This window comes from Photorhabdus namnaonensis, assembly GCF_001684335.1.
Lineage (GTDB): Bacteria > Pseudomonadota > Gammaproteobacteria > Enterobacterales > Enterobacteriaceae > Photorhabdus > Photorhabdus namnaonensis.
In genome coordinates, this window is the sequence record NZ_LOIC01000061.1 from 14,131 (window position 1) to 27,810 (window position 13,680).

Below are 13,680 nucleotides of genomic sequence, written 5' to 3' on the forward strand. Positions count from 1 at the left end.
CTTACACTGATTTTCAGTCACAGCAGAATTTATCGGCCGATAGGTTTTTCTATCTGCCCTTTGTCGGTTAGCATTGGTGTACTGACAGGTTACGAGATGATTTCCTTGAAAAAATGGCGTTTATTTCCGCGCTCATTGCGCCAATTAGTTGTCATGGCCTTCTGGCTGGTGTTATTGCCGTTATTGGTTCTGGCTTATCAGGCTTACCAGAGTCTTGATCAACTCAGTGAGCAAGCGGCTGATATAAATCGTACCACGCTAGCGGATGCCCGCCGCAGTGAGGCTATGACAGGTATTGCGTTGGAGATGGAACGTAGTTATCGCCAATATTGTGTGTTAGGGGATAAGACGCTGGAAAATCTCTACCAAAGGCAATATCAGCAATACCTTAAGATGCTGAAAGATCAGAGGGTTATACTTGATGACCAACAGCATATTAAAACGCTTAACAGCTTATTATCGCAATTGACAAAAATCAGTTGCTTCAATAGCGAACCTACCCAACCTGCCGCTCAATTACTTGAGCAATTCTCCAATGCTAATAGCCAAATGGTACAGGCTACCCGTGATATTATTTTCAGCCGAGGAGAACAGCTACAGAGAGATATTGCTGAAAAAGGACAATTTTTTGGCTGGCAGAGTCTTATTTTATTTCTACTGAGTGCGTTATTGGTCGCGTTATTTACTCGCATGATTATCGGGCCGGTTAAAGGGATTGAACGCATGATTAACCGATTGGGAGAAGGGCAATCATTAGGCGTTCGCATAGACTCTTTTCAGGGGCCGCGAGAACTCCGCTCTTTGGCGCAACGGATTATCTGGCTTAGTGAACGCTTGGCTTGGTTAGAATCACAACGCCATGAATTTTTACGTCATATTTCTCATGAACTGAAAACACCGCTGGCAAGTATGCGGGAAGGGACAGAATTACTGGCTGATGAAGTGGCAGGGCCATTAACGGCTGATCAGCAAGAAGTGGTTGCTATTCTTGATAATAGTAGTAAACATTTACAACAATTGATCGAGCAATTACTGGATTATAACCGCAAACTGGCAGATGGCCCGACGGAACAACAGCAGATTTCTCTGCGGGAAATTGTTAATGAAGTAGTTTTATCACACAGTTTACCCGCGAGATCGAAGAATATTCAGACGGAAATTCAGCTTGATGCTGATATTTTATGGGCAGAGCCTACGCTATTAATGCGGGTTATTGATAATCTCTACTCTAATGCGGTGCACTATGGCGCCGAATCCGGTAACATCTGGGTTTCAAGTCGTCAGATTGGCAAATATGTTCAAATTAATGTTGCTAATACAGGTACGCCCATTCCCGAATCAGAACGTAGTATGATTTTTGAACCGTTCTATCAGGGAACGCTCCAGCGTAAAGGCGCAGTGAAAGGCAGCGGTCTTGGGTTAAGTATTGCGCAGGATTGTATTAAGCGTATGGGGGGCGAACTGATATTGATTCAGAGCGAATTTGCTGACGTCTGTTTTCGTATTAAATTGCCATTAACTGCTGAGAATGAATAAATAATGCATAACAGGTCTACTTACCGTTTTGTACAAAAGACGGATCGGCAGAATATTGCAGTACAACCTGGGACAAACGTGTTGGTTGCCAGATTGTTATTACCACGAGTTTCAATTTGGGGTTTTAGCATGATTTTGCTGATCTTCGTCGTTTTTTTATTGGCGGGTTGCGTCAAAAATCCGGTTAATAATAATTTAACGGCAGTGACGCAAATGGTAATACCAGAGCAACGGGTAACGGATTACCGTATTGCTGAGTGTGAGTTAATGTGGGATTTAGAGACGCCGCCATCGATTGAGAACGCGCTTTACTGGCTGCGATTGATGGACTGTTCAGATCGCCTGACATCAGCTAAAGCGCGTAATATAGCGAAATACACTCTTCCGGTTACTTGGGATATGGCTTTTAAACAAAGTATTTTACTTAATAGTGCCGGGCCTACGTTGTCTGAACGTCGGAAAATGGTTGAAAATTTCAACAAATACAGGTTGAAATTCCCAGACTCGTTGCGAGCGTTATTACAGTTATGGCGCGAACAGCAGGTTCAGCAAATTGCAGTGGCTGAGGAGCGGGCAAGATTCCAAAAATTACAGGCAGATACGGATAATAAACTTGATCGTCTGCGAGAAAGTCGCGCACGGTTGGAATTTGAGCTACAAGAAACTTCTCGTAAACTGGAAAACCTGACAGATATTGAGCGTCAGCTCTCTTCCCGTAAGCAAAATCAGGGGAGTGCTGGATCAGACAATGCGGATAAACACGCTGAAACGCCAGCGACGACATTACCTAACAAATACAGTACGCCAAACAATACCTCTGAATCAGATAAAGGAGCAACACAATGACAGCGCGTAAGCCAGCCCATCTTCTTTTGGTTGATGACGATCCTGGTTTGTTGAAATTGTTGGGAATGCGTCTTACCAGTGAAGGGTTTCGTGTCACAACCGCAGAAAGTGGCGCTGAAGCGTTGAGACTGTTAACTAAAGAAAAAGTTGATTTGGTGATCAGTGATCTGCGTATGGATGAAATGGATGGTATGGCGCTGTTCGCTGAAATCCAGAAGCAACAACCGGGCATGCCGGTGATTATTCTGACAGCTCATGGCTCAATTCCAGAGGCAGTGGCGGCCACTCAACAGGGTGTCTTTAGTTTTCTGACTAAACCGGTTGATCGGGATGCGCTTTATAAAGCGATTGATGGCGCATTGGCGTTGTCCACGCCCGCTAGTGATGAACAGTGGCGGGAGCAGATAGTTACCCGCAGTCCTGTTATGTTGCGCTTGTTGGAGCAGGCGCGAATGGTCGCTCAATCTGATGTCAGTGTACTGATAAACGGTCAGAGTGGCACCGGGAAGGAAGTGTTAGCCTTGGCAATTCACCGCGCCAGTCCGCGAGCGAAAAAACCATTTATCGCGATTAATTGTGGCGCTTTGCCAGAACAACTCCTTGAGTCGGAACTGTTTGGTCATGCCAAAGGCGCATTTACCGGTGCGGTTAGTAGCCGTGAAGGGCTATTCCTTACTGCGCAGGGAGGAACGCTGTTTCTTGATGAAATCGGTGATATGCCGCTGGCTTTGCAGGTTAAATTATTGCGGGTATTGCAGGAACGTAAAATACGCCCGCTCGGAAGTAATCGCGATCTGGATATTGATGTACGGATTATCTCCGCGACGCACCGTGATTTACCGAAGGCGATGGCGAAAAATGAATTTCGCGAAGATCTCTATTACCGCTTAAATGTTGTGAACTTGAAAATTCCAGCTTTGAATGGTCGGGTTGAAGATATTCCTTTATTGGCGAATCATCTGTTGCGTGAATCAGCGAAACGCCATAAACCTTTTGTCCGTAGTTTCTCCGTTGACGCAATGAAATGTCTGATGGCGGCGAGTTGGCCTGGCAATGTGCGTCAGCTTGTTAATGTGATCGAACAGTGCGTCGCGCTAACTACCGCGCCGGTTATTAGTGAAGCCTTAGTTACGCAGGCGCTGGAAGGGGAAAATACAGCGTTGCCCACTTTTGTAGAAGCTAGAAATCAGTTTGAACTGAATTATCTGCGTAAATTGCTGCAAATGACCAAAGGGAATGTGACTCATGCGGCGCGTATGGCGGGACGTAACCGGACTGAATTCTACAAATTACTGGCGCGTCATGAATTGGATGCGAATGATTTTAAAGAATAACTTTTCTGCCGCTCAGGAAGTTTTTACACTGATATAAATATTGGTGGCTTGGGAGAGCCAAATTATATGAGCCGTACTCTTAATATTGCCCTTGCACAGCTTAATTGGATGATTGGCGACATTGAAGGCAACTGTGAACGTATGTTGCGGACAGTACAGGAACAACAGCAACAAGGTGCTGATTTGGTCATGTTTTCTGAACTGGCGATATCCGGTTATTCTCCAGAAGATCTATTATTCCGGGCTGATTTTCATCAGCGTTGCCGTGAGCAATTGGCACGTTTACAGGCTGCCAGTCGCCAAACCGCTATTTTAGTTGGCCATCCTTGGGAACAGGACGGAGAGATTTACAACGCGCTTTCCTTATTCTGGCAAGGGGAAATTTTGGCCCGTTATTTCAAACAACGGTTGCCAAATTATGGTGTTTTCGATGAAAAACGCTATTTTAAAGCGGGCGATAAAAGCTGTGTTGTGCCATTTAAGGGCTACAATCTCGGCTTATTGATTTGTGAAGATTTATGGTTTGATGAACCGATTGACGCCTTGAAACAGGCAGGCGCGGACTTAGTTCTGTCTATCAATGCTTCTCCATATAATCGTGAAAAACCTTATATTCGTTATGAACTGATTAGAGAACATTGCCAACGTACAGATTTACCCATGATTTATCTTAATCAAATTGGCGGTCAGGATGAGCTGATTTTCGATGGTTGTTCTAAAGTTTTTAATGCAAATGGTGAAGTGACTCATCGGTTAGCCGCATTTAATGAACAGATCCAACAATGCCGCTTTAATGAATTAAAGATTGAACCTATGGTTAATCCAGCGCCTGAATTACCGCCATTGCAGCAGGTATATCAGGCATTAGTCCTTTCAGTGCATGATTACGTTCGCAAAAATGGCTTTCAAGGCGTGTTATTAGGCTTATCTGGGGGAATCGACTCTGGTTTAACGCTGGCAATCGCTGTTGACGCATTGGGTAAAGATCATGTTCAGGCTGTTATGATGCCATTCCGCTATACATCTGAAATGAGTATAGAAGATGCTAAAGAACAAGCTGAGATGTTGGGGGTTGAGTTTAATGTGGTGTCGATCGAACCGATGTTTGATGCCTTTATGGCGCAATTTGAACCTCTGTTTGCGGGTACGGCCAAAGATACCACCGAAGAGAATTTACAGGCCCGTTGCCGTGCCGTTATTCTAATGGCGATGTCGAATAAACTCCATCGTCTCGTGCTGACGACCAGTAATAAGAGTGAATCAGCGGTGGGATATTCCACATTATATGGTGACATGGCGGGTGGCTTTAATGCGCTGAAAGATGTACCGAAAACATTGGTATTTAAATTAGCAAAATATCGTAATACCGTTTCGCCGGCGATCCCTCAAAGAGTCATTGATCGTCCGCCATCGGCGGAATTGGCGCCTGGGCAGCTTGATCAGGACAGTTTACCGCCTTATGACATTCTGGATGATATTCTGGAAGGTTATGTGGAACAGGATAAGTCGGTTGATGAGCTGGTGGCTGCGGGGTTTGATGAACAGATTGTACGTAAAGTTGTTCGTTTGGTTGATATCAACGAATATAAACGTCGTCAGGCGCCGGTGGGGCCGCGTATTACGCCACGCAATTTTGGTAAAGACAGACGCTACCCGATTACCTCTGGTTTCGGCCGTAAAAACTGGTAACAACAGGAAAACTTCATGAAAAAGATTGATGCGATTATCAAACCTTTCAAACTGGATGATGTGCGTGAAGCTCTGGCGGAAGTGGGCATCACCGGAATGACGGTAACCGAGGTGAAAGGTTTTGGCCGCCAGAAAGGGCATACAGAGCTATATCGCGGTGCGGAATATATGGTGGATTTTCTGCCAAAAGTGAAAATAGAAATTGTCGTGCCAGATGATATTGTCGATACCTGTGTTGAAACCATTATGCAGACGGCACAAACCGGGAAAATCGGTGATGGTAAAATATTTGTATTCGACGTGGCGCGTGTTGTGCGTATCCGTACTGGTGAGCAGGACGAAGAGGCGATTTAGCTTCATTTAAATTTGGGGTGGCGACAGGTAGAGATAAAGCGCCACTCTCAATAAAAGTAGCCGGAATTCTTCGGTGACCGTTTAGACGGTCACCGATAATAGAGACAGGGGATCATTTATAATCTTATATATTCAATCAAGGAGATGAACTACCTTACAAGTAAAGGTTTTATCACAAACCCATTTTCTGTAACTCGATTTTCTCCGACAATAATCTTAGTGTCAGGTAAAATGAAATATGAATATATAATTTTGAGCCTTCTGACTGACATGATATAACCACGCCAATCGTCGACAACCCAAGAATCTCTATAACCTCCAGAAACTATAGTAAAATAATCGTCGGATACTTGGTACTGTGCTTGATCGGTGCTCCAGTAGTTAATTGCAACTTCAATTGTGTCACATTTCGTATTGTTGGTAACGTGAATCATGCTCATATTACAACTCCCTTACTATTTCAATCTAATTTCATTAAGATTTGATTTATTAGGATGCCGTTTCGGACTCACAACATTAAATATAAATGAACTAGCTTACAAATAAAGGTTTTATCACATACTCATTTTCTGTAACTCGATTTTCTCCGACAATAATTTTGGTATCAGGTAAAATGAAATATGAAAATGTAATTCCTAGCCTTTTGACTGACATGATATAACCGCGCCAATCGTCAACAAACCAGGAAGCCCTAAAATATCCAGGACTGATATTAAAATAATCGTCGGACACTGTGAATCTTGCGTAATCAGTGCTCCAGTAGTTAATTGCAACTTCAATCGTATCATTTTTCATATTGTTGGTAACGTGAATAATGCCCATATTACAACCCCTCACTATTTTAATCTGATTTTATTAAGATTAGACTTATTAGGATGTTGTTTTGGACTAACAACATTAAGTATAGATGAGGAATTCTTATCTAATTTAATATTCTTTATCGTTTTTATTTCATAAAATAACTGATCACTATAATTAATGTTTGGAATAAATTATCAAAACAGTTTTTAATTTAAACTATCGGATGATTTATTACGGCTTGAAACTAGTTAAATCTTCTCAAACCGTAAATAGTGGTAAATAAGAATTGCGGGAAAACCTCTTGCCTGCTGAAAATATGTTTGATCATTTTTGCCTTGGCTTTCTGGACAGGTCATCATAAATATCATTACTATAAATTAAATACTGTTTCTATTCACTTCACTTTATTGGTTATTATCACCGTAATATTAAGTTGAAAATTTAAATCACCTTATGTGGGCCAAACATTCATAGTGAATAAATTGTTTATCATTACTTCTGTCCTCTGTCCTCTGCCTTCTGCCTTCTGCCTTCTGCTATTTCATCATATTTTCTTATGAATTCATTGCATGATTGATTAAAAAACATCATAATTGCTTCTTTTGTGATCATTTCGTTTAGGGATATATTGTGAGCTGACGATTCAACAGAGGTAATCATCGTTATGGTTAATAATTTTGATGTAGAACGAACAGGACTGGTTTTTACTCTCGTGGTTGGTAATCTTCCTGTGAAAACTTTTGCTGTGGTTGATTTTATGCTGGATGAAGCGTTGTCAACGCTATTCAGTTTGCACGTCACACTGACTTGTATCAAGCCGGACATTGATTTTGCGGAAGTTCTGGATAAATACGCCACATTGACCGTTTATCGTGACGGACAACCTGAGCGTTATATCACCGGGATTGTGACTCATTTTGTGCAGGAAACCGCGAACCGTTATCGTAGTGGTTATTCCTTGACTCTCCATCCTTCCTTGTGGCGTGCCGGATTGCGGGTTAACTCCCGTATTTTTCAGCATCAATCCGTCACCGATATTATTGATAGGCTATTGAAAGAAAATGGCGTTCGTCAATTCTCTTGTTGCTTGCGTTATGAACATCCCGTACGGGAGTTCTGTGTTCAGTACGATGAGAGTGATTTGGCTTTTTTACAGCGTCTGTTAGCTGATGAAGGGATCTTTTATTACTATTACTTTAATCAGGATAAGGGTGAGTCGACAATGGTTTTTGTCGACTCTTACGCTGAGAATGGCTCTCTTACACTGCCCTACAACCCAGAACTTGACGCCACAGGCAGTCAGTGTTGCGTCAGCCGGTTTCGTTGGGAAGAAAAAGTGGGCATCGCTGAAGTTTCGGTGAGAGATTACACATTTAAACATCCCCGGTGGTTTGCTGATTTTCAATTCCACGAAAATTACAGGTACATCGGCAATCAGCGTTCGGATTTACCTAGTTACTATTACTATGACTTTCCCGGACGTTATAAAGATAAGAATGGGCAGCGGATAAGTCAGTACCGGCTGGAGGCGTTGCGTAATGATGTTTTGCTCGGTAATGGGCATAGTGATAGTTTTGCTCTCTTACCGGGCAGGTGGTTTAAGCTTACCGATCATCCGAAAGAAAAATTTAATACTTCGTGGCAAATAATCCAAATTATTCACCAAGGCCATCAGCCTCAAGCGGATGAATCTCGTTTTGGCGGCAGAGGGACGACTTTGACGAACCATTTCACCTTTGGTAGCCCCAACCGGGTATGGCGTCCTTCGCCTTATCCCAAGCCACGTATTGATGGCTTGCAAATTGCCACAGTGGTGGGGCCGGAGGGAGAAGAAATATTTTGTGATGAATATGGACGAGTACGGGTGCAATTTGACTGGGACCGGTATGGCGAACTTAATGATCAGAGTTCTTGCTGGATAAGAGTTAGCCAATCTTGGGCTGGACACTGTTGGGGGATGATGACCATTCCGCGTGTTGGTCAGGAAGTCTTGGTTGATTTTCTGCATGGTGATCCTGACCAGCCGATTATTATTGGTCGTACCTATAATGCCATTAATCTCCCACCGAACCGTTTGCCGATGGCAAAAACGCAGATGGTAATCCGATCAAAAACCCATAAAGGGGAAGGGTTTAATGAACTGCGTTTTGATGATGATAAAGGCGGTGAGGAAATCTATATTCATGCTCAGAAGAACATGAAAACGGAGATTTTAAACGATGAAATGGTCAATATTGCACATAATCAGACTCATCATATTAGACATGACGCCCATTTACGTGTTGATAATGAATATCGTGTTCTGGCGCAGCATGATATTTCCGTTTCAACCGGACAAAAACTTCATATTAAAGCTGACGATGCGTTGTTGGTACAAAGTGGAAATGAAATTCACCTCAGTTCCGGGGCGAAGATAGTCATTGATGCTGGAAGTGAGCTCACCTTACAGGCTGCGGGGCATTTTATTAAAATTGACGTCGGCGGCATCAGCAGTAGTGCCGGGATCAATTTTGCCAGTGGAACACCGGGTACAGGTTCGGGGTGGGGAGGAAAACTGCCGGATATGCTGGATAAATTGGAACAGGTCAGTGCTGAAATATCCACTCCTGTTGCTCAAGAATTACTTAAAGAAATTTGTTTCAGTTGTTTGATGAAAGCTGAACTTGAAGAAGCAATAACCGTTATTCGGGGATAATTATGACACTTGAATTAAGCGAAAAATTGGTTAATTACCAGAAAAAACATCCCGGCATTCGGCTTTACGCATTGGTGAATGGTTTGCAGTATAAACGCTGTTTTGGTGAGGAGATTAATTATATCGAGGGTGTCAACAACCCACTATTCCGGCACTATCCAGATTCAAAACTTGCGTTTGCAGGCCCGTGGCTATTTGATATGGAATATGCACGTCAATGGCAAGAAAAATTATCAACACTTGAAGAAACGTATCCGGCAGTATCATGGTTATTAACCTCTCTGTCATTAGATAAGCTGACTCGCCACCTTGTACCATATTTAAATATTCAACTGCCGACAAAACAGATTGCGCTTCTACGTTTTTATGATCCTCGTATTTTGCATCGCATCAGTGACATTTTTAGCCATGAGCAATTGTCCGCATTCACGTATGATATTAATAAATGGGTTTATCAACACAATGCCACTTATTATTCGGTATCAGGAGCTCCATTATGATTGAATTGACTCAGGAACAATTTGATATTATCACCAAACTGGAAAAACAGACGGTGATTGATCGTATACAGGCTGAACTTTTTACCAAACATGCGGATTTAATTCCTTCCCCATCTTCGCTGAACGAACGGCTAATGGCTGCTTATGACTATTTGCTGTCATTAAACTTTCAGGATAAATACTTGATTCAATCCTATTTATCTCTGGTCGCGTTTAATCCTGATTTTCAGCATGCCTTGCCAATCAAGACAGCCTTAGAGTCCCCTGATCAAAAACCCGAGCAGCAATTTAAAGATATTCTTTTTATTGCAAAAAATAAGATAAACAGGAGACGTTAATATGCCAATACCCTTATTAGCTCCGGTCGCAGTGGGTGCGGCTGAATATATCGCCAGCGCCTGTGCCGGAGTATTAATTGCAGTCGGTATCATGGAAACCGGTAAAGATAAATCCGTTATAGAGGATGACGACATTCACCATAAGAAAACGGATTTTGTGATAAGCCCTGAAATCACGGATGAAGATCGAAATATCGTCTGGAGTGCCGAAGTCCATGCGGATTTTTGGGAGGATGATGATTTAGGGGATGAATCCGTTGATGCCAGTGCGGTTCAGACTAAAGCCCAGTCTGAAACGGAAGAGTGTGAAAAAACGGAAACTAAAAAAGCGTGCGAGGCTTGCCTTGCTATTCCGGTGACAAGTGAAAAATATCGCAAGGTGAGTCGCTGGAGCGCCATTACGATTAACTATCAGCGATTTATTGCGAAAACTCAATATAACCCGCTCACACAAATGATCCAGGAATTTCAATGCCTGAAAGTGACCTTTGATGGCTGGAGACCTGCGTATTGCCTGTTTCTGGAGGCCAAAGCGCGGTATGACCAGTTTTTTAATAGTAAAGGAAATCCTAAAAATTGGTGGAAGGGAATTTATTCCGCTAAAAAGCAGGCACGCAGACATCAAGTAGTCTGTGATGCACTGGATAATACTCCGCGTGTGGAATGGCATTTTTTACAGCCTGTCAGTTCTGGCTATTTTAAGATATTGTTCGGTGAATATAGAAATATCAGTGTTCACTATACCCCTGCGACGCTTTAGTTTAATACGAGGTCAACATGGCAATAATTCATATAAAATTTAATATACGTTATGAGCAACAAGAAAACATTACTCCTAATATTGCATTGATAGATTTGTTTCATATTACTCAGAAAATAGATATCTTTTTGGGGCAGAAAAAAAGCTGGTTCTTAAAGGGATATTCCCGTAAAGATGCCTTGAAACATATTGTATTTGATGAGCAGGGGCCAACTGAAGTTGCCATAAAAAGTTTCGAAAAAGATTATAAGAAAAATTTCCCTGCTATTATTAATGGAATATGGGATGGTGAAAAGGATGAATTAGATAGTGGAATTGATTATTTTAAATCATCAACTTCTCGCCCGAATTGGGTGTGGTTAGTATTAAATTTAGCGGCTGATACTAGTCAGCTAAGTCTATCCCGGTTAATTAGCTTAGTTAAATACTTAGCGACCAGTCGTGATTTTCCTTATATTCAGGTGGAAACTAACGGTTATACCTTAAAAGGCAGGCAGGTTTTTCCTGATCGCTTAAGTGTCGGTTGGATGCTTTACCAGCCCCGTATTATTGATAAGTTCTATCTGCCTATGGCGGAAGATGTGCTTCCTGTGTATCAGAATAATGAACAGATCGGCACTCTGGTTATCACCAAGAAAGGGATTTTTGATGGAAGAAATCAGGAGGATATTGATAAATCCAATGATGTTGAAATTCAGTTGGTAAACTTGGGATTACTGCCATTAATTACCGAAGTTTGATGAGGAATGATGTTATTTACCAATCGGAAAACGATGGAGAACTTTAATGTCAAAAGCGGTTATTCTGCTGGGTGATACGACAGATCATGGCGGTGAGGTGATTACCGCTATTGCTCAATATACTCACAATGGTATTCCCATAGCAGGTAAAGAAGATTTGGTGGCGTGTCCTCAGTGTAAAGGTGTCTTTCCTATTATCCAGGGGGCTGATTCTTTAACATATAAAGGGAAAGCGATTGCGCTTGAAGGAATGCAAACAGCCTGTGGAGCAAAGTTAATTGCCAGTCAGCATGAGTTTACTCTTGCCAGTTAATGTGAGTTCAATTCAGGGCATTTAAAACCCTGGTTAGAAATCCGAACGGCAATTTAAAGATATTCTTTGTATTGCGAAAAATAAGATAAACAGGAGACGTTAATATGCCAATACCCTTATTAGCCCCGGTCGCAGTGGGTGCGGCTGAATATGTCGCCAGCGCTTGTGCCGGAGTATTAATTGCAGTCGGTATCATGGAAACCGGTAAAGATAAATCCGTTATAGAGGATGACGACATTCACCATAAGAAAACGGATTTTGTGATAAGCCCTGAAATCACGGATGAAGATCGAAATATCGTCTGGAGTGCCGAAGTCCATGCGGATTTTTGGGAGGACGATGATTTAGGGGATGAATCTGTTGATGCCAGTGCGGTTCAGACTAAAGCCCAGTCTGAAACGGAAGAATGTGAAAAAACGGAAACTAAAAAAGCGTGCGAGGCTTGCCTTGCTATTCCGGTGACAAGTGAAAAATATCGCAAGGTGAGTCGCTGGAGCGCCATCACGATTAACTATCAGCGATTTATTGCGAAAACTCAATATAACCCGCTCACACAAATGATCCAGGAATTTCAATGCTTGAAAGTGACCTTTGATGGCTGGCGGCCGGCGTATTGCCTGTTTCTGGAGGCCAAAGCGCGGTATGACCAGTTTTTTGATACTGAGGGTGAACCAAAAAGTTGGTGGAAAGGTCAGGTTTCTGCGCGAAATCAGGCAAAAAGACATCAAGTAGTCTGTGATGTACTGGAGGGAACTCCTTATGTGGAATGGCATTTTTTACAACCTGTCAGTTTTAGCTATTTTAAGATATTGTTCAGTGAATATGAAAATATCAGTGTTCACTATACACCCTGTACCAATTTGGCAGCGACAGCTTAATTAGAGGTTTAAATGGCAATAATTCGTTTAAAAATTAATGTACGTTATGAACAGCAGGAAGTCATTACTGTAAATTCGGCATTAATGGATTTATTTCGTGTCACACGGCAAATCGATATCTTTTTTGGGCAAAAAAAGATGTGGTATTTGACCGGTTATTCCCGAAAAGATGCCTTGAAACACATTGTATTTGATGAAAAAGGGCCTACAAGCGTTGCAATAAGGGACTTTGAAAAAGAGTATAGGAAAAATTTTCCTTCACTTATCAATGGAATGTGGGATGGACAAAAAGATGAATTATCTTGTGGTATTATTTATGATAAATCAAAATCTGGGCATCCTAACTGGGTTAAGTTAGAACTCAATTTAAAAATTGACAGTAGCCAACTGAATGCATCCCGATTAATTGATTTAGTTAAATATTTAGCGACCAGTCGTGATTTTCCTTATATTCAAGTGGAAACTAACGGCTATACCTTAAAAGGCAGGCAGGTTTTCCCTGATCGCTTAAGTGTCGGTTGGATGCTTTACCAGCCCCGTATTATTGATAAGTTCTATCTGCCTATGGCGGAAGATGTGCTGCCTGTGTATCAGAATAATGAACAGATCGGCACTCTGGTTATCACCAAGAAAGGGATTTTTGATGGAAGAAATCAGGAGGATATTGATAAATCCAATGATGTTGAAATTCAGTTGGTGAATCTGGGATTACTGCCGTTAATTACCGAAATTTAATGAAAGGTGATGTTATTTACCAATCGGAAAACGATGGAGAACTTTAATGTCAAAAGCGGTTATTCTGCTGGGCGATACGACAGATCATGGCGGTAAGGTGATTACCGCTATTGCTCAATATACTCACAATGGTATTCCCATAGCAGGTAAAGAAGATTTGG

Annotated in this window: 15 protein-coding genes; 14 read left to right on the top strand and 1 reads right to left on the bottom strand. The window is 42.0% G+C overall.

Going from position 1 to position 13,680, the window contains the following annotated elements; all coding sequences use genetic code 11:
* The first annotated feature begins 96 nt into the window (after window positions 1-96).
* The 5 genes from Phpb_RS10265 to glnB all read left to right on the top strand — a co-directional run bounded on the left by Phpb_RS10265 (window position 97) and on the right by glnB (window position 5,759).
* Window positions 97-1,536 (top strand): sensor histidine kinase, encoded by a 1,440-nt coding sequence (locus tag Phpb_RS10265; RefSeq protein ID WP_065390249.1) that lies wholly within the window; start codon window positions 97-99, stop codon window positions 1,534-1,536.
* A 3-nt stretch (window positions 1,537-1,539) separates the two neighbouring features.
* Window positions 1,540-2,382, top strand: a complete 843-nt coding sequence (qseG, locus tag Phpb_RS10270) for a two-component system QseEF-associated lipoprotein QseG (protein WP_240492510.1) — start codon at window positions 1,540-1,542, stop codon at window positions 2,380-2,382.
* The gene (gene glrR / locus Phpb_RS10275; RefSeq protein WP_065390250.1) at window positions 2,379-3,716 is read left to right on the top strand and encodes a two-component system response regulator GlrR; all 1,338 of its coding nucleotides are present in this window, start codon (window positions 2,379-2,381) and stop codon (window positions 3,714-3,716) included. Before qseG ends, glrR begins: the two co-directional genes overlap by 4 nt.
* A 66-nt stretch (window positions 3,717-3,782) precedes the next feature.
* Window positions 3,783-5,405, top strand: coding sequence for an NAD+ synthase (locus Phpb_RS10280; protein ID WP_065390251.1), 1,623 nt, complete (start codon window positions 3,783-3,785; stop codon window positions 5,403-5,405).
* Window positions 5,406-5,420: 15 nt separating this feature from the next.
* Window positions 5,421-5,759 (top strand): nitrogen regulatory protein P-II, encoded by a 339-nt coding sequence (gene glnB, locus Phpb_RS10285; protein WP_011147501.1) that lies wholly within the window; start codon window positions 5,421-5,423, stop codon window positions 5,757-5,759.
* Between the two features lie 531 nt (window positions 5,760-6,290).
* On the opposite strand, the gene Phpb_RS10295 is transcribed toward glnB, so the two are convergent.
* Entirely contained in the window at window positions 6,291-6,581 is a 291-nt protein-coding gene (locus Phpb_RS10295; RefSeq protein ID WP_036777751.1) for a hypothetical protein, read from the bottom strand.
* A 643-nt stretch (window positions 6,582-7,224) separates the two neighbouring features.
* Here Phpb_RS10295 and Phpb_RS10300 point away from each other — a divergent pair.
* The 9 genes from Phpb_RS10300 to Phpb_RS26760 all read left to right on the top strand — a co-directional run.
* Window positions 7,225-9,255, top strand: coding sequence for a type VI secretion system Vgr family protein (locus tag Phpb_RS10300; protein ID WP_065390253.1), 2,031 nt, complete (start codon window positions 7,225-7,227; stop codon window positions 9,253-9,255).
* 2 nt (window positions 9,256-9,257) lie between these two features.
* Window positions 9,258-9,755: a DUF4123 domain-containing protein gene (locus Phpb_RS10305; RefSeq protein ID WP_065390254.1), complete on the top strand. Its 498-nt coding sequence runs from the start codon at window positions 9,258-9,260 to the stop codon at window positions 9,753-9,755.
* A complete protein-coding gene (locus tag Phpb_RS10310) occupies window positions 9,752-10,093 on the top strand; it encodes a hypothetical protein (protein WP_065390255.1) in 342 nt (113 codons plus the stop codon). The genes Phpb_RS10305 and Phpb_RS10310 overlap by 4 nt, the downstream gene beginning before the upstream one ends.
* A 1-nt stretch (window position 10,094) precedes the next feature.
* The gene (locus Phpb_RS10315) at window positions 10,095-10,853 is read left to right on the top strand and encodes a restriction endonuclease fold toxin 5 domain-containing protein (protein WP_065390256.1); all 759 of its coding nucleotides are present in this window, start codon (window positions 10,095-10,097) and stop codon (window positions 10,851-10,853) included.
* Between the two features lie 17 nt (window positions 10,854-10,870).
* Window positions 10,871-11,593 (top strand): Imm52 family immunity protein, encoded by a 723-nt coding sequence (locus tag Phpb_RS10320; protein WP_065390257.1) that lies wholly within the window; start codon window positions 10,871-10,873, stop codon window positions 11,591-11,593.
* Window positions 11,594-11,639: 46 nt separating this feature from the next.
* Entirely contained in the window at window positions 11,640-11,906 is a 267-nt protein-coding gene (locus Phpb_RS10325; RefSeq protein ID WP_065390258.1) for a PAAR domain-containing protein, read from the top strand.
* A gap of 104 nt (window positions 11,907-12,010) precedes the next feature.
* Window positions 12,011-12,784, top strand: a complete 774-nt coding sequence (locus tag Phpb_RS10330; protein ID WP_065390259.1) for a Tox-REase-5 domain-containing protein — start codon at window positions 12,011-12,013, stop codon at window positions 12,782-12,784.
* A 12-nt stretch (window positions 12,785-12,796) separates the two neighbouring features.
* Entirely contained in the window at window positions 12,797-13,519 is a 723-nt protein-coding gene (locus Phpb_RS10335) for an Imm52 family immunity protein (RefSeq protein ID WP_065390260.1), read from the top strand.
* Between the two features lie 46 nt (window positions 13,520-13,565).
* Window positions 13,566-13,680: PAAR domain-containing protein (locus Phpb_RS26760; RefSeq protein ID WP_338046872.1), on the top strand; the 115-nt coding region annotated here is incomplete at its 3' end.